Raw genomic sequence first — 17478 nt, 5'->3', positions numbered from 1 at the left:
CCATGAACATCTGTGTAGTCGCCCTCGGCAAGATCGGGTTGCCGCTCGCGGTGCAGTTCGCGGCCAAGGGCCACCGGGTGATCGGCGCCGACGTCAACGAGAAGGTCGTGGAGCTGGTCAACGCCGGCACCGAGCCCTTCCCCGGGGAGCACGACCTGGACATCAAGCTCAAGGAGACGGTCAGCGCCGGGCTGCTGACGGCGACGACCGACACCGCTGCTGCCGTCGCCGGCTCCGAAGCCGTTGTCGTTGTCGTACCGCTCTTCGTGGACGCCGAAGGTGTCCCGGACTTCGGCTGGATGGACTCCGCGACCCGAGCGATCGCCGCCGGCCTCAAGCCGGGCACGCTGGTCAGCTATGAGACGACTCTGCCGGTCGGCACGACCCGCACCCGCTGGGCGCCGATGCTGGAGGAAGGCTCAGGGCTGATCGCAGGCCAGGACTTCCACCTGGTGTTCTCACCGGAGCGGGTGCTCACCGGACGCGTCTTCTCGGACCTGCGCCGCTACCCGAAGCTGGTCGGCGGCATCGACGACGCTTCCGCGAAACACGGCATCGAGTTCTACGAATCCGTCCTGGACTTCGACGAGCGCGCCGACCTGGCTCGCCCCAACGGGGTCTGGGACCTGGGCACCGCGGAGGCGTCCGAGCTCGCCAAGCTGGCGGAGACGACCTATCGCGACGTCAACATCGGCCTGGCGAACCAGTTCGCACGCTTTGCCGACCAGCAGAACATCGATGTCCTGAAGGTCATCGAGGCTTGCAACTCGCAGCCCTACAGCCACATTCATCAGCCGGGTATCGCCGTCGGCGGCCACTGCATCCCGATCTACCCACGGATGTATCTGTGGAACGACCCGTCGGCGACGGTCGTGCGCTCGGCGCGTGAGGCGAACGCCGCGATGCCGGAGTACGCGGTGGACCTGCTGGCCGCCGCATACGGCGATCTGACCGGCGTCGACGTCCTGGTGCTGGGCGCGGCCTACCGGGGAGGCGTCAAGGAGACGGCCTTCTCCGGCGTCTTCCCGACCGTAGAAGCGCTGAAGGCGCGGGGCGCCACCCCCTACGTGTCGGACCCGATGTACACGGCCGAGGAACTGGTCGCGCACGGTCTCACCCCGCACGCCGGTGAGCGCGTCACCGCGGCGATCCTGCAGGCCGACCACGCCGAGTACCGTGAGCTGGCGTCGACCGACCTTCCGGATGTCCGGGTGCTGGTCGACGGTCGCCGCACGACCGATCCCGCTCGCTGGGAAGGCGTCCGTCGCGTCGTCATAGGCGGCTGACCGAGCTGAGGTGGGCCCCCGGGGGCCCACCTCGTCGCTTATCCGACCGGACCGGCCTCGATCAGAGCGTCCGGACCGTTCTCGCGGTACCGCTCGCCGGTCTGCGGGCACTCCCACACACCGGCCTCCCCTGCACGCTCCACGAGCTTGACCCCGGCGCGGCCGACCCAACCGACCCTGCGGGCCGGGACACCGACGACCAGAGCGAAGTCCGGAACGTCCTTCGTGACCACCGCACCGGCCGCGACCATGGCCCAGCGGCCGAGTGTGACCGGGGCGACACACACGGCGCGGGCGCCCACCGATGCGCCTTCGGCGATCTTGACGCCGACCGCCTCCCAGTCCCCTCCGCGCTTCTGCTTTCCGTCGGGGTCGACGGAGCGCGGGTTGTGGTCATTGGTGAGTACCACTGCGGGACCGATGAAGACACCGTCGGCGAGCTCGGCCGGTTCGTACACCAAGGCATAGTTCTGGATCTTGACGTTGTCACCGATCCGCACGCCTGTACCGACGTACGCTCCACGGCCGACCACGCAGCCCGAGCCGAGTCGAGCCTGCTCGCGGATCTGAGCGAGCTCCCAGACGCTGCTGCCCTCACCGATCTCGGCGGTGTCATCCACCTGCGCGGAGGGCTGAACCCTGTAGTTCACTGAACGACTGCCTTTCAGAGGGTGGCTTCGACCAGCGAGCTTACGGGGTCGCCCGGGCGGAGCAGCAGGCTGTCGTAATCACCCTGCACGGCCGTCCGGTCCCATGGGGACAGCGCATATCGGGATGCGGCTCGGCCGTGCAAGGACCAACTGCACGGCCGTTCGGGCAACCGAGGCCAACAACTCATCGAGGATCTGCGGTACTGACACAGCCAGGCTCCACTACTGAATCCGCATCCCGGACCGTACGGTCATTCGGGAGCAGGCGAAAATCCCTGAGGGCCTGCGTGGCCAACGGGACACCGAACACGACGGGGATCCACATCAGCACGCCCAGCCGGTCGGCTTCCTGGGCCAGCGGATGTGCGACGACCTGCGAGACACCGGTCAGCGCGGCCGCCCAGACGAGCGGGCCGAGTCCACGGCCGTAGCGCAGCAAAGCCCAGAGGGCGAGCGCGGTGAGCGCCAGGAAGAGGGGCATCGCTGCCTGTGCCGCGATCCAGTGCTGCCAGTAGCGCAGGTCGAGTGCAACAAGCCGGTTCCAGGGGTTCGGGACCTCAGGGAAGCGGAAGTGCCTGGTGAAGGTGTCCTGGAGAGTGACTTCGGAATTCGGCAGCGCCAGGATTTTCATCACGAGTGCGATCGCGGCGGCTGAGCCTGCGGCTGCTCCGGTCAGCAGGAGAACTCGCCGGGAGCGCCGCACGCACCAGGACACGAACGTCGTTGCTGCGATGAGAGCCGCCAGGAGCAGCGCAGTCGAATAGCGAGTGACGGCACACACCGCGAGTGAGCCGGCGAACAGCACCGCGCCCGGCAGGTACTTGCCTCGCATGATCACCAGGCCGCCCCACAACGTACCCAGGACGCAGACGGTGACCACCCCCTCGCTGAGCGCCTGAAGACTCCACCAGCCCAGCGGCGACACGAGAAAGGCGATGTGGCCGATCGCGGCCCGAGGCGGGGAGAGCCCGACGTGGCGCAGCAGTTCGAACACCAGGAGAGCGCCGGCGAGGGACATCACCAGGCCGAACCCACGCATGCCGTGCAGCACGCCGAAGGCTCCGATGAAGGGAGCGACGACCAACGGATAGCCGGGTCGGGATGAGAAGATCGATTGGTAGCGGGGGTCACCCGTGGTGATGTCCGGGGCGTTGTTCCAGCGCTCGAGGCACGTCGTGGGGTCAGCCTTCGCTCCGTGCGCCAGTGGATCCAGCCGCTTGTTCTCCGCATCCGCCGAGGCCCGGCTTGTGCAGAACGCCTCGAGCGCGGTGCGGTGTGCCTCCTCCCGAGACTCACCGAGCCGCTGTTCGGCCGCACGGGCGTAGCGGTACGAGTCAGGGAAGAGAGTCCAGGACGAGCCGGCAGTGAGCTGCAGCAACACGTAGACGACGGAGATCAGCAGCGGCAATCGCCACGTGTGGTGGAGCAGGGTCGAGCGCGGCATCTGGAAGCCTCGATGTACACGGAACGTGACGAGAGCGTCAAGCTAGCACGGCGCGACTCACTCTTGTGAGGGCGTCCCCCAGCCTCCAGTGAGCCCTCAAGCGCGGGATGTACCCTCCGTACCGTTCCGGCGTGCTGCCCAGCCCAGCGGAGGCTCCACCACGAAACGGAACACCCGCCGGACGGGTGGGGTGCACAGAAGCGTGACGACTGCGATGGCGGCCAGCGTCACCGTAACCCTGCCCAGGGGAGTGCCGAGCACCGTCAGGTCGTCGTACCAGCCGAGATAGTTCGCCCCCCGGATGACGAAGCCGTGCAACAAATAGCCGTAGAGGGTGCCTGCGCCGAGCGCGGTGATCCACAGCCGACGGCCGGGCACCCAGGCGAAGAAGCAACCACCGAGCACCAGGGCGCAGCCAAAGAGGGCGAGCGTCATGATTCCGCCCACCCAGAAGGGCGCTCCCAAATCCTGGGCGTTGGAGCTCCGGAAGAACCACGCGTGGTTCATGCGCGGCTCGGTCCAGTACGCCGCCAACAACGCGACCGCGCACACTGGAATGGCCGCCAACCGCACGCGTGTGTTCCGCAACAACTCGAAGTGGTGGGGGCGCAGCCGCATGCCCAGCACGTAGAACGGCAGGAACTGCAGCACCCGCTCCAACTGCAGGTCGCCGCCGATGCCGTGCCCCATCGCGCCCACCACGGCGATCCCCAGCGACACCGGCACGGGCCACCGCAGCGCCTGCCAGATCGGCGTCGTCAACCGCCAGATGAAGAGCGCGGGCAGGAACCACAACAACCAGTACGGATCGGTCGGTGACAGCGGGAAGCTCGAATCCCCGAATACCCGCTCGAAGAGCGTGTACGCCACCTCGAAGATCGCATAGGGCACGACCAGAGTGGCGACCAACCGCCAGGCCCGGTCGGGCCGTAGATCGAAACTGCGGGAGAGATAGCCCGAAATCAAGATGAAAACCGGCATATGGAAGGTGTAAACGAAAGCGTAGGCCGCGGCGACGATCCGGCCGCTGTCGGGCAAGGGCTCCCATGAGTGGCCGGCCGCCACCAGGATGATCGCGAGATACTTCGCGTTGTCGAAGTACGGATCGCGCGCTGAAGACTTCGGCTTTGGGGGTACCGAAGCGGACACGGGGGCGACTTCTTCCCGATGGGCGGGGGTCTTGAGGGAAGTCATCCGGGGACTCTAGCCGCACATGGCTCAGGCGGACAGGTCTCACTCGTGCACCATGCAAGTACTGGCTGCATCGGGTTTCACCCTGTGCGCCCGGGCGTGAGATGTGCCCGGATGCCCCGTCCACGGCAGGGAAGACGGTGCCCATCATTCGGGAAGCGATTCATCTGTCCGCCCTGTCGCAGCGCGACTCGTTCCCGCCGCCGGCAGGCCGGGCCCGGTTTGACCCCCCGGATCCCGCCCCGTAGCCTTACCCCTCGGCGTGTTTCCTGTGCGCCAAACCTCTGAGCAACTCCCTCCCGGCTCTGTCGGGAGAGGCCGCTCGTCCAATCCGGATCGTCGCGGGGCTTCGGGCCCGTGTGAGCGGCTGGCATCAGAGGACCGACTCCGAGCGAAAGAGAGATCCGCGTGTACGCCATCGTGCGCAGCGGTGGTCGCCAGCACAAGGTTGCTGTCGACGACATCGTTGAGGTTGACAAGATTCCCACCGCCAAGGTTGGCGACACGGTCGAGCTCTCGACCCTGCTCGTGGTCGACGGCGACGCTGTGACCAGCGACCCGTGGGTGCTGGCCGGCATCAAGGTCCAGGCCGAGGTCGTGGACCACCACAAGGGCGCGAAGATCGACATCCTTCGCTACAAGAACAAGACCGGCTACCGCCGTCGCCAGGGTCACCGCCAGCAGTACACGGCGATCAAGGTCACCGGTATCCCCGCGGCTGCGAAGTAAGGGACTGAGGAGACATGGCACACAAGAAGGGCGCATCGTCCACTCGGAACGGGCGCGATTCCAATGCTCAGCGGCTCGGCGTGAAGCGCTTCGGCGGTCAGGTCGTCAACGCCGGTGAGATCCTGGTCCGCCAGCGCGGCACCCACTTCCACCCGGGCACGGGCGTCGGCCGTGGCGGCGACGACACGCTGTTCGCGCTGAACCCCGGTGCGGTCGAGTTCGGCACGCACCGTGGCCGCAAGGTCGTGAACATCGTTCCGGTCGCCTGATCACTGGGCTGCCGTAGAGCGATCTGTCGAGGGCGGACCAGGTTTCCCGTTGCTTACGGGAAGCCGGTCCGCCTTTGTCGTGTTAGACGTAGAACAATCCCGTAAGTTTCTGGAGGCACACCCATGACCACCTTCGTGGACCGCGTCGAGCTGCATGCCGCCGCGGGTAACGGGGGCCACGGCTGCGCCTCCGTACACCGTGAGAAGTTCAAGCCGCTGGGCGGCCCGGACGGCGGCAACGGCGGCCGTGGCGGCGACGTCATCCTGGTGGTCGAGCAGGCCGTGACCACGCTGCTGGACTACCACCACAGCCCGCACCGCAAGGCGACCAACGGCCAGCCCGGCGCCGGTGACAACCGCTCCGGCAAGGACGGGAACGACCTGGTGCTGCCGGTGCCGGACGGCACCGTGGTGCTCGACAAGGACGGCAACATCCTGGCCGACCTGGTCGGCCAGGGCACCACCTTCGTCGCCGGCCAGGGCGGCCGCGGCGGTCTCGGCAACCACGCGCTGGCCTCCGCCCGGCGCAAGGCACCCGGGTTCGCGCTGCTCGGCGAGCCCGGCGAGGCCCGGGACATCGTCCTGGAGCTCAAGACGGTCGCCGACGTGGCGCTCGTCGGATACCCGAGCGCCGGCAAGTCCTCACTGATCTCGGTGCTCAGCGCGGCCAAGCCGAAGATCGCGGACTACCCGTTCACCACGCTGGTCCCCAACCTCGGTGTGGTGACGGCCGGTTCGACCGTCTACACCATCGCCGACGTCCCCGGCCTGATCCCCGGGGCCAGCCAGGGCAAGGGTCTCGGCCTGGAGTTCCTGCGCCACGTCGAGCGCTGCTCGGTGCTGGTGCACGTGCTCGACACGGCGACGCTCGAGTCCGACCGTGACCCGGTCTCCGACCTCGACATGATCGAGGAAGAGCTCAAGCTGTACGGCGGCCTGGAGAACCGGCCGCGCATCGTCGCGTTGAACAAGGTCGACATCCCGGACGGCAAGGACCTCGCCGAGATGATCAGGCCGGACCTGGAGGCGCGCGGCTACCGCGTCTTCGAGGTCTCGGCCGTGGCCCACCTGGGGCTCAAGGAACTGTCCTTCGCGCTGGCGGGCATCATCGCCGAGGCGCGCGCCGCCAAGCCGGCGGAGCAGGCGACCCGGGTCGTCATCCGTCCGAAGGCGGTGGACGACGCGGGCTTCACGGTCACCTTCGAGGAGGCGGAAGGCGTCTACCGGGTGCGCGGCGAGAAGCCGGAGCGCTGGGTGCTCCAGACCGACTTCAGCAACGACGAGGCCGTCGGCTACCTCGCCGACCGCCTCAGCCGCCTCGGTGTCGAGGACCAGCTGCTGAAGGCCGGTGCCCGGGCGGGCGACGGCGTGGCCATCGGAGCCGAGGACAATGCGGTGGTCTTCGACTGGGAGCCGACCATGATGGCGGGCGCCGAGATGCTGGGCCGCCGGGGCGAGGACCATCGCCTGGAGGCGCCGCGGCCCGCAGCGCAGAAGCGCCGGGACCGTGAGGCCGAGCGCGATGACGCGCAGAAGGAGTACGACGAGTTCGACCCCTTCTAGGCCCGGCCTGTACACCGCCGTCAACCTGCTGAACTGCCCAGGGAGCCGGGGAAGGACCGCACGACGCGGTCCGACCCCGGCTCTTTGTTCGATCAAACCGCTTTCGGGTGATTTTTTTCCGGTCGGCAGACAACCTCCCGCCGTCAATGTCTCTCTTGCTATCAGGGTGGCTGAAGAATCGCCCCGTACCCGGGCACGCGACGTCATAGCGGGGGTTATGCGTCGGCCTGGATGACCGAAAGCGGAGCATTGATGAAGATCTCCTTCCTCATTCACACGGTCTATGGGATCGGGGGCACCATCAAGACCACCCTGAACCTGGCCGAGGAACTGGCGGACCGGCACGAGGTGGAGATCGTCTCGGTCTTCCGGCACCGGGAGATCCCGCTCTTCCGCATCGATCCCCGGATCACCGTGGTGCCGCTGGTGGACACCGACCCGGGCTCGGCGGCCAACGAGCTCAAGCATCCGCTGCACCTGCAGCCGGCCCAGTACTTCCCCGCCGCCGAGGCGCGTTTCAAGGAGTACAGCAAGCTCTGCGACACCCGGGTGCGTGCGCACTACGCCGCATCCGACGCGGACGTCGTCATCGGCACCCGGCCCGGACTCGTGGCGTACGTCGCCCAGTTCGCGCCGGTCGGCGCGGTGCTCATCGGTCAGGAGCACATGACGCACAATCACCACAAGCAGGCGCTGCGCTCGGAGTTGTACGAACACCTGGCCGCGCTCGACGCCTTCGTGACCGTTTCCGAGGGCGACGCCGCGGTGTACCGGGAGAAGATGCCGCTGCCCGCGACCCGGGTGCTGTCCATCCCCAACAGCGTTCCGGAGCCGCCGGTCACCCCCGCCGACGGCAGCGGCACCACGGTGGTGGCGGCCGGCCGGCTGGCGGCCGAAAAGCAGTACCACGTATTGATCGACGCCTTCGCCGGGGTCCTGGCCGAGCACCCCGAGTGGACACTGCGGATCTACGGCGGAGGCAGCGAACGGCCGAAGCTCCGGGAGCGTATCGACGCCGGCGGGCTGCACAACAGCGTGCACCTGATGGGCCCCCAGTCGCCCATCGAACCGGAATGGGCCAAGGGCGCCATCGCCGTGTCCACCTCCCGGCACGAGTCCTTCGGTATGACGCTGGTCGAGGCGATGCGCTGCGGTCTGCCGGTGGTGTCCACCGACTGCGACTACGGGCCGCGCGAGATCATCGAGGACGGGGTCGACGGGCTGCTGGTGCCGGTCGGCGACACCCGGGCCGTCACCGCGGCCCTCCTGACGCTCATCGAGGACGAGCCGCGGCGGCGCCGGATGAGCGCGGCAGCGGTGGAGAACGCCCGCCGTTTCGATCCCGGCCAGGTCACCAAGCAGTACGAGGATCTCTTCACCGAACTGCGCGAGCAGGCCGCGAGCCGGGCCGGTGACGCGCAGTTCCAGCCGGAGGCGGACTGCGTGGTGGGGGCGGCGGGCGAGTTGACCGTCAGCCTCGTGCCCACCCGCTCGGGCGCCGCCGGGCACGAGGGGTTGCGGCTGCTGTGCTCCCGCACCGAGGACCGCGCCGACGAGCGCTCCTACCTCTTCGACGCGCGGGGCGTCGCCACGGTCCCCGCGGACGAGCGGTTCGCCGAGGGGGTCTGGGACTTCTTCGCCGTGGTGCCGCAGTCCGGCCGACGGGTCAGGATCGCCGCCCGCTCCGTCGACCAGCGCGGCGCGATGCGGGTCGCGGCCCACGGCGACGGGGGCGTCCACAACAGGGTTGCCTACAAGGTCAAGGGCAAGGGCTTCCTGTCCCTGCGCGCCTGGAACCGGCCGGTGCACGCGGAGGCCGGCGACATCACCGTGGACGACACCCGCGTCACGGTGTCCGGGGTGCTGGTGGGGAAGGCCGCCTTCGCCGGCGAACCGGTCCTGGTGCTGCGCCGACGGGGCAAGATCCGGGAGGAGATGACCTTCCCCGGCAGCCGGCAGGGCGCGGACGGCTTCCGTTTCACCTTCTCCTGCGCCACTCCCGTCGCACGGCAGCTCACCAGGAACGACTACTGGGACCTGTACCTGCGGTACGCGCCGGAGGCCGCGCCGGTGAAGATCGGCCGGGTGCTCGACGACGTCATCGACAAGAAGGCCGTCTACGCCTATCCCGCTGCCGTGCTGCCCAAGAAGAGGCCTTGGGGTGCGCTGCGGAAAGCTGCCAGGAAGCTGCGGGGGAGACCCCAGCAGCGAGTCAGGGTCCGGCCGTACTACACCGTGAGCAACGACCTGGCACTCACCGTGGCGGACGTCTAGAGCCTCCGGCACTCCTGTGGTATCGGTCACTCACCGTTGCTGCCGGGGTGGAGCACGCTTTCGTGGCCGTAGGGTGAACCAGCGGTATCGCAGGGGCCGCGGACGCTTGGCGTCCACCTTGCGAGACGGTCACGGAGAGTGCGACCATCACACCGTTCCCTCGTCATCGCAAGGTAGGTCGTCTGTGTCTGTGCAGCACAAAGCAACCAAGCCCCGGACTACAGCAGTCGTTCTCGCCGGTGGGACCGGCCAGCGCGTGGGTCTGTCGATCCCCAAGCAACTGCTGAAGATCGCCGGGAAGGCTGTCATCGAGCACACCCTGACCATCTTCCAGCAGGCGGAGTCCATCGACGATGTGATCGTGCTGATGGCGCCGGGCTATGTTCCCGACATCGAGAAGATCGTCACCAAGTCCGGTCTGACCAAGGTCACCCGCGTCATCGAGGGCGGCTCCACCCGCAACGAGACCACCGAGCGTGCCATCGCCGCCCTCGGCGAGGGCCTGGCCGAGGGCGAGGACCGCAACGTCCTCTTCCACGACGCCGTGCGCCCGCTGCTCTCACAGCGAGTGATCAAGGACTGTGTGGACGCACTCGACCGCTACCAGGCCGTCGACGTCGCCATCCCGTCCGCGGACACCATCATCGTCACCCGTACCCACGGCGGCGACGGCGAGTTCATCACCGAGGTGCCGGACCGCTCCCGGCTGCGCCGCGGCCAGACCCCGCAGGCCTTCAAGCTCTCCACCATCCGCAAGGCCTACGACGTCGCCGCCGGGGACCCGAACTTCCAGGCCACCGACGACTGTTCGGTGGTGCTCAAGTACCTGCCCGACGTGCCGATCTACGTGGTCGCGGGCGACGAGTACAACATGAAGGTCACCCAGCCCGTCGACGTCTTCATCGCCGACAAGCTCTTCCAGCTGGCCTCCACCGCCGCCCCCCGCCAGGCCGACGAGGGCGCCTACCGCGAACTGCTCGCCGACAAGACCCTGGTCGTCTTCGGCGGGTCGTACGGCATCGGCGCGGACATCGCCACGATCGCCGAGTCGTACGGCGCGAAGGTGTACGCGCTGGGCCGCTCCACCACCGGCACGCACGTCGAGAACGCGGAGCATGTCGACGAGGCCCTCGCCAAGGCGTACGGCGAGACCGGCCGCATCGACTACGTCATCAACACCGCGGGCGTGCTGCGCATCGGCAAGCTGGCCGAGACCGACAACGCGACCATCCAGGAAGCGCTGAACGTCAACTACCTGGCACCGGTGCAGATCGCCCGCGCGTCGTACAAGTATCTCGCGGAGACCAAGGGCCAGTTGCTGCTCTACACCTCCAGCAGCTACACCCGCGGCCGCGCCGAGTACAGCCTGTACTCCTCCACCAAGGCGGCCATGGTCAATCTCACCCAGGCACTCGCCGACGAATGGGCGGGCGACGGGATCCGGGTCAACTGCGTCAACCCGGAGCGCACCGCGACTCCCATGCGGACCAAGGCGTTCGGCAAGGAGCCCGAGGGCAGCCTGCTGTCCTCCGAGGCGGTGGCCCGCACCTCGCTGGACGTGCTGCTCTCCGAACTGACCGGCCATGTCATCGACGTACGGCAGCAGGACCCGACCCGTGACGCCAGCGCGGATGCCTCCGGTTTCGAGCAGGCGCTGGCCTCGGTGCTGGACCGTCAGGCAGATGTGTAATAATTCCTGAGCAAAACTGGAAGCATTTTTCGGGCCTCTGCGATCGCGTTGTGCGATTCACAGAGGCCCGAATGCGTGAAGCCTCACCTTCACATTTCCCCCCGATAAAACCGGCACCCCTTGGAGCAGGTTCTTCGTGATTTCGACCGCCATCAGGCTGGCGCGCGTAGGCAGCCGGTCAGAGCTCATCGCCGCAGCCTTCATGGGTCTCGGCTACCCGTGCGTCATGATCGCAGCGCTGATCCCCAATATCTGGCTGTTTGCCGCGGCCACCGTCGCGACGTATGTGTCCGACTGGTATCTCCATCAGCGCGGCAGCTACCTCATCAACCGCCTGGCCAAGGTCCGTGCCGGTCTGTCGATCCGATTCCTGCTGCGTGAACTGCTGCTTATCCTGCTGCTCGCTCGGCTGGAACTGGCCGAGCAGATTGTCTACTACGCCGCCGTCGCGTGTTTCCTGCTCTTCTACGGTCTGCAGGCATCGCACGGCACGCTGACCACGCTGATCCGGCTGCGCCGCGTCATGCCGGTGGTCACCCGCAACGTCGACCTCGGCGCGGTCCGCATCCCCGACGCCCCACCGAAGCGGCTGCTGAGCCGCGCCGCCGAGAAGATGCTCCACCTGGACGTCTTCGCGGTGGCCGGACTGCTGGCCTGGGCACAGACCGGCACGGACGCGCTCGGATACGCCGGCATACTCGCCACGCTGTTCTTCGGCTCCGGCTACATCGCCTCGCTCGTTCCGTACATCCGCAAGGGCCGCCGGATCCCCGGCGCCCCCGCCGTGCTCGACGCGCTGGACGGCTGGCTGCGTGAGTACCGGCCGACCGTCGCGCTCTACTTCTCCGGTTCCAGGGACTCGGCCTACCAGGTCAACATGTGGCTGGAGACGATGGCGAACATCGAGGGCCGCCCGCTGATCATCCTGCGCGAGCGGGCCATCGTGCCGCAGCTCGGCTCGACCTCCGTGCCGGTGGTCTGTGTGCCGGGCGGTGTGCATCTGATGAACCTGGATCTGTCCACCGTGCGGGTCGCGCTGTACGCGGCCAACGTCGGCAAGAACATCCACATGCTCCGGGTCCCCACCATGAAGCACGTCTTCATCGGGCACGGCGACAGCGACAAGCTGGCCAGCGTCAACCCGTACAGCAAGGTGTACGACGAGGTGTGGACCGCCGGCCGGGCCGGCCGCGACCGCTATGCGCTGGCCGACGTCGGAGTGCGTGACGAGGACATCGTCGAGGTGGGCCGCCCGCAGCTGGCCCCCATCCGGAGCCGCCAGGCCACCCCCAGGCACCCGGTGCCGACGGTGCTGTACGCGCCCACCTGGGAGGGCTGGGACGACAACCCCGGCAACACCTCGCTGCTGCTGGCCGGTGAGAACATCGTCCGGCGGCTGCTGAAGGCCGAGCCGCCGGTCCGGGTGCTCTACAAGCCGCACCCCTTCACCGGCACCCGCAGCTCGGCCGCCAAGGCCGTGCACGCGCGGATCACCGACCTGGTGGAGAAGGCGGCAGCCCAGCGCGCCGCCGAGCCGCGCTGGGTGGAGCAGGCCGCCGCCGAGCAGGCCGACCGGGCCGCCGCCCATGCCGAGCTGGTCCGGCTCGAGGCCAGGCTGGCCGAGCTGTCCGTCTCCGGCACGGTGGGCGACGACGAGTCCGAGGAATCCCGGGCCTCACTGGCCGACCCGGCGCGCGAAAGCGAGACGGCCACGCTGCGCCGCGAGTGGAACGCCGCGTACTGGCGCACCTTCGGCTGGTGGGAGCACAAGGTCGTCACCGGCAGCGAGCCGCATCTGTACGACTGTTTCAACGAGTCGGACGGCATGGTCTCGGACATCTCCAGTGTCGTCTCGGACTTCATCGCCAGCGGCAAGCCGTACGCCGTCACCGACTCCGCCGAGCTGGGCGTCGACGAGTTCAAGCGGCAGAACACCGCGGTGCGAGCCGCGGTGATCCTCTCCAACAGCGCCCGGGAGATCGGCGAGCTGCTCGCGGCGATCTCCGGCGGAGCCGCGGACCCGCTGGCCGAGGACCGGCGCGAACTCAAGGAATATCTGCTCGGACCCGACGAACCGACCTCGATGGAACAGTTCAATGCGGCCGTGCGGGCACTGGCGGCCAAGGCGGAGGCACGCAACCAGGGCGTCGCCCAGAAAAGCGCCGAACCGGAGGCCGCGGCAGGTCTCAATGACTCCGACATCACCGGCGTCGACACCGCGGTCGGAAACTGAGAACTTGATGAGAACCCACTGAGGTCATGTCAGTTCCCGTCGTGATTACGGCCGCCCGCGCAGTTGCGCGGGCGGCCGTATCGGTTTTCGCTTACCGGCTCGTGACATCGGAGCGGATAAAATCCGCCTGACGGATCATGCTCTGCCAGACCGACCGATCGTCAGGGACAACCGTGAAGGCTCTTGTACTCTCCGGTGGCGCCGGCACCCGCCTGCGCCCCATCACGCACACCTCCGCCAAACAGCTGGTGCCGGTGGCCAACAAGCCGGTGCTCTTCTACGGCCTGGAGGCCATCGCCGACGCGGGGATCACCGAGGTGGGGATCGTCGTGGGCGACACCGCCGAGGAAATCCGCGAGGCCGTCGGCGACGGGTCCCGTTTCGGCGTCGAGATCACCTACATCGCGCAGCACGCACCGCTGGGGCTGGCCCATGCGGTGCTCATCTCCCGGGAATTCCTCGGTGAGGACGACTTCGTGATGTACCTCGGCGACAACTTCATCGTCGGCGGCATCACCGGTCTGGTGGACGGCTTCCGCGCCAGTCGGCCGGCCGCCCAGATCCTGCTCACCCAGGTCCCCAATCCGACGGCGTTCGGGGTGGCGGAGCTGGACGACAGCGGCCGGGTGGTGGCCCTGGAGGAGAAGCCGAAGGTCCCCAAGAGCGATCTGGCGCTGGTCGGCGTCTATCTCTTCACCGCGGCGGTGCACGAGGCGGTGCGCGCCATCGAGCCGTCCTGGCGCGGTGAGCTGGAGATCACGCACGCCATTCAGTGGCTGATGGACAAGAACCACGACGTGTCATCGACGACGATCTCCGGGTACTGGAAGGACACCGGCAATGTCACCGACATGCTGGAGGTCAACCGCGCCGTGCTGGAGACCATCGAGCCGTGCACCCGGGGCTCGGTCGACGAGGCCAGCGAGATCATCGGCCGGGTCAGGGTCGAGGAGGGCGCCCAGGTCGTTCGGAGCCGTATCGTCGGCCCGGCGATCATCGGTGCCGGGTCGGTGATCAGCGACGCCTATGTCGGTCCGTACACCTCGGTCTCCGAGGGGTGCCGGATCGAGGACAGCGAGATCGAGTACTCCATCGTGCTGCGGGACTCCTCGATCACCGGGGTCCGCAGGGTGGAGGCCTCGCTCATCGGCAGGGGCGTCGAGGTGACGCCCGCTCCGCGCCACCCGGCAGCCCACCGCCTCGTACTCGGCGACCACAGCAAGGTACAGATCTCCTCATGAACGGCACGACGGAACGGCACGGCATGACGAACGACACGACCCGGATCCTGGTGACCGGCGGCGCCGGTTTCATCGGCTCGCACTACGTCCGCACGCTGCTGGGACCGCAGGGCCCCGGCGACGTCGCGGTCACCGTGCTCGACAAGCTCACCTACGCCGGTAACCCGGCCAACCTCGATGAGGTCAGGGAGCACCCCGGGTTCGCCTTCGTCGAGGGTGACATCTGCGATCCGGAGCTGGTCGGCAAGCTGATGGCGGCGCATGACCAGGTGGTGCACTTCGCCGCCGAATCGCATGTCGACCGGTCCATCGACGGCGGCGCCGAATTCGTCCGGACCAACGTCGTGGGCACCCACACGCTCATCGACGCGGCGCACCGGGCCGGCATCAAGACCTTCGTGCACATCTCCACCGACGAGGTGTACGGCTCGATCGACGAGGGCTCCTGGCCCGAGACCCACCCGCTGGAGCCCAACTCGCCTTACTCCTCGGCCAAGGCGTCCAGCGACCTGATCGCGCTGTCGTACCACCGCACCCACGGCCTGGACGTCCGGGTGACCCGCTGTTCCAACAACTACGGTCACCACCACTTCCCGGAGAAGGTCATCCCGCTCTTCATCACCAACCTGCTGGACGGCAAGTCGGTGCCGCTCTACGGGGACGGCGGCAACGTCCGCGACTGGCTGCACATCGACGACCACGTGCAGGGCATCGAGCTGGTCCGTACGAAGGGCCGGGCCGGTGAGGTCTACAACATCGGCGGCGGTACCGAGCTCTCCAACAAGGAGCTCACCGGGCTGCTCCTGGAGGCCTGCGGGGCGGACTGGGACACCAGCGTCGAGTACGTCACCGACCGCAAGGGACACGACCGGCGGTACTCGGTGGACTGCAGCAAGATCCGCACGGAACTGGGGTACGAACCGCGCAGGACCTTCGCGGACGGGCTCGCCGAGACCGTGCGGTGGTACCGCGACAACCGCGCCTGGTGGGAACCGCTGAAGGAGCGGGCCGCGCTCGGCTGAACGGGGCCGGAGAAATCACGAGAACGGGTGAACATGAGTGACAGGTGGCTGATCACCGGAGCGGGCGGCATGCTCGGCCAGGACCTGCTGGCCGCACTGGCCGACGACGGCACACCGGCCGTGGGACTGGACCGGAGCGCTCTGGACATCACCGGCGAGGAAGCGGTCCGCGCGGCCCTGGCGGACCACCGCCCCGCGGTGATCGTCAACTGCGCCGCCTGGACCGCGGTCGACGACGCCGAGGCCAAGGAGGATCAGGCTCTCGCCGTCAACGGCACCGGACCGCGGGTCCTGGCCGAGGCGTGCCGGGACAGCGGTGCGGTGCTGCTGCAGGTCTCCACGGACTACGTGTTCGCCGGTGACGCCGACCGGCCCTACCCGGAGGACGCCCCGGTGGCCCCGCGCAGCGCGTACGGGCGCACCAAGCTCGCGGGGGAACGGGCCGTGCTGCGCACCCTGCCGGACCGCGGCCATGTGGTCCGCACGGCGTGGCTCTACGGGGCGGGCGGGGCGAACTTCGTCCGGACCATGATCAAGCTGGCGGGCATCAAGGACACCCTGGACGTGGTCGACGACCAGCGCGGACAGCCCACCTGGACCGCCGACCTCGCCGACCGGCTGGTGCGCCTGGGCAAGGGCGCCCTCGCAGGCACCGCACCGGCCGGCGTCTACCACGCCACCAGCAGCGGGGCGACGACCTGGTTCGGTCTCACCCGCGAGATCTTCCGGCTGCTGGGCGCCGATCCGGACCGGGTGCGCCCGACGACCAGCGAGGCCTTCGTGCGGCCCGCGCCCCGGCCGGCCTACAGCGTGCTGGGACACGAACGCTGGACGGCAGCGGGTATCGAACCGATCCGGGACTGGCGGGAGGCGCTGGGCGAGGCCTTTCCGGCGCTGCTCGCGGCGGAGCGCGGCCGTTGACCGGCCGACAGCGACGATTCGTCACTCGGCGCGTCAATAATGGTTTAAATTATCGTCGCCGCTTTCACAGCCCCTCGTTCATGAGGTAACTTCGCCGAGGATCGGGCCAGTTGATTTCGGCGAAGGGCGCTCCTTGTGAATCGTCATGAACTTCTGCGCGGCATGCATCGCGTATACCGACCTCGAAACTACCTGGAGATCGGAGTCAACGACGGTCGCAGTCTGGCCATTTCCCGGGTGCCTTCCGTCGCGATCGACCCGGCATTCAAGGTCGTGACTTCGATCAGCTGCGATGTCCATCTGGTCAAGGCGACCAGTGACGATTTCTTCGCCCGGAAGGATCCGCTGGTCCATCTGCGGCGCGGACGGAACCCCTTCAGGGCGCTTGCCCGCCGGGACCCGCTGCAGATGCTGGGCGGCGACCCCAAGCTGGAGCTGTCGTTCATCGACGGCATGCACATTTTCGAGTTCGCGCTGCGCGATTTCATGAACGTCGAGAAGCACTCGCGCTGGAACAGCGTGATCGTGCTGGACGACATGCTGCCGCGCAATGTGGACGAGGCCGCCCGCGACCGGCACACCAGGGAGTGGACGGGCGACGTCTACAAGGTCGCGGCCGTACTGCGGCGCTTCCGTCCGGACCTGCTGGTGGTCGAGGTGGACACCACGCCGACCGGGGTCGTCGTCGTCTTCGGCGCGGACCCGACGAACACGGTGCTGAAGCAGAAGTACGACGCCATCCTCGAGGAGTACGTCACCGAGGACCCGCAGGACGTCCCCGAGGAGGTCCTCGCCCGCAAGACCGCCGTGTCGCCGGATGCGCTGCTCGGCGCGGACTTCTGGCCCGCGCTGATCCGGGCCCGTAACCTGAACCGCTCGCGGTCGGCCTTCGCCGACGTGCGCCGGCGCATCGAGCGGGTCACCGGCTGACCCGCCCTCCCGTGCAACCGGCGAACCGGTAAACC

At 68.1% G+C, this 17478-nt stretch carries 14 protein-coding genes; 11 read left to right on the top strand and 3 right to left on the bottom strand.

The genetic code is table 11. The annotated features are described in order from the left end of the window. Positions 1 to 2 precede the first annotated feature (2 nt). On the top strand, positions 3 to 1286 hold the full coding sequence (locus tag AB0436_RS03850; protein WP_366466035.1) for a nucleotide sugar dehydrogenase: 1284 nt from the start codon (positions 3 to 5) through the stop codon (positions 1284 to 1286). A 38-nt stretch (positions 1287 to 1324) separates the two neighbouring features. Here AB0436_RS03850 and AB0436_RS03845 read toward each other — a convergent pair whose 3' ends face one another. The 3 genes from AB0436_RS03845 to AB0436_RS03835 all read right to left on the bottom strand — a co-directional run bounded on the left by AB0436_RS03845 (position 1325) and on the right by AB0436_RS03835 (position 4574). Then, a complete protein-coding gene (locus AB0436_RS03845) occupies positions 1325 to 1936 on the bottom strand; it encodes an acyltransferase (protein ID WP_366466034.1) in 612 nt (203 codons plus the stop codon). A 184-nt stretch (positions 1937 to 2120) separates the two neighbouring features. Continuing rightward, positions 2121 to 3380 carry a hypothetical protein gene (locus AB0436_RS03840; RefSeq protein WP_366466033.1) on the bottom strand — a complete coding sequence of 420 codons (1260 nt, stop codon included), beginning with the start codon at positions 3378 to 3380 and terminating at the stop codon, positions 2121 to 2123. 96 nt (positions 3381 to 3476) lie between these two features. After that, a complete protein-coding gene (locus tag AB0436_RS03835; RefSeq protein WP_366466032.1) occupies positions 3477 to 4574 on the bottom strand; it encodes an acyltransferase family protein in 1098 nt (365 codons plus the stop codon). Positions 4575 to 4979: 405 nt separating this feature from the next. Between AB0436_RS03835 and rplU the strand changes: the two genes are divergently transcribed. From rplU to AB0436_RS03785, 10 genes are all read left to right on the top strand, one after another. After that, positions 4980 to 5300 (top strand): 50S ribosomal protein L21, encoded by a 321-nt coding sequence (rplU, locus tag AB0436_RS03830; RefSeq protein WP_164265538.1) that lies wholly within the window; start codon positions 4980 to 4982, stop codon positions 5298 to 5300. A gap of 14 nt (positions 5301 to 5314) precedes the next feature. Next, positions 5315 to 5569 carry a 50S ribosomal protein L27 gene (gene rpmA, locus AB0436_RS03825; protein ID WP_328538764.1) on the top strand — a complete coding sequence of 85 codons (255 nt, stop codon included), beginning with the start codon at positions 5315 to 5317 and terminating at the stop codon, positions 5567 to 5569. Positions 5570 to 5692: 123 nt separating this feature from the next. Further along, entirely contained in the window at positions 5693 to 7132 is a 1440-nt protein-coding gene (obgE, locus tag AB0436_RS03820) for a GTPase ObgE (RefSeq protein ID WP_366466031.1), read from the top strand. 252 nt (positions 7133 to 7384) lie between these two features. Continuing rightward, complete coding sequence (locus tag AB0436_RS03815; protein ID WP_366466030.1) at positions 7385 to 9406, top strand: glycosyltransferase family 4 protein; 2022 nt, start codon at positions 7385 to 7387, stop codon at positions 9404 to 9406. A 184-nt stretch (positions 9407 to 9590) separates the two neighbouring features. Further along, positions 9591 to 11096, top strand: a complete 1506-nt coding sequence (locus AB0436_RS03810; RefSeq protein ID WP_366466029.1) for a bifunctional cytidylyltransferase/SDR family oxidoreductase — start codon at positions 9591 to 9593, stop codon at positions 11094 to 11096. 136 nt (positions 11097 to 11232) lie between these two features. Further along, complete coding sequence (locus AB0436_RS03805; RefSeq protein WP_366466028.1) at positions 11233 to 13329, top strand: hypothetical protein; 2097 nt, start codon at positions 11233 to 11235, stop codon at positions 13327 to 13329. 173 nt (positions 13330 to 13502) lie between these two features. Further along, on the top strand, positions 13503 to 14570 hold the full coding sequence (locus AB0436_RS03800; RefSeq protein WP_366466027.1) for a glucose-1-phosphate thymidylyltransferase: 1068 nt from the start codon (positions 13503 to 13505) through the stop codon (positions 14568 to 14570). Positions 14571 to 14593: 23 nt separating this feature from the next. After that, complete coding sequence (gene rfbB, locus AB0436_RS03795) at positions 14594 to 15592, top strand: dTDP-glucose 4,6-dehydratase (RefSeq protein WP_366466148.1); 999 nt, start codon at positions 14594 to 14596, stop codon at positions 15590 to 15592. Between the two features lie 33 nt (positions 15593 to 15625). Beyond that, a complete protein-coding gene (gene rfbD / locus AB0436_RS03790; RefSeq protein ID WP_366466026.1) occupies positions 15626 to 16513 on the top strand; it encodes a dTDP-4-dehydrorhamnose reductase in 888 nt (295 codons plus the stop codon). Between the two features lie 162 nt (positions 16514 to 16675). Next, the gene (locus AB0436_RS03785) at positions 16676 to 17443 is read left to right on the top strand and encodes a class I SAM-dependent methyltransferase (protein WP_366466025.1); all 768 of its coding nucleotides are present in this window, start codon (positions 16676 to 16678) and stop codon (positions 17441 to 17443) included. Positions 17444 to 17478 lie beyond the last annotated feature (35 nt).

It is taken from the genome of Streptomyces sp. NPDC051322, assembly GCF_040689485.1.
GTDB lineage: Bacteria > Actinomycetota > Actinomycetes > Streptomycetales > Streptomycetaceae > Streptomyces.
Note: the sequence above shows the minus strand (reverse complement) of the source record. Positions and strands in the feature narration are given on the sequence as shown.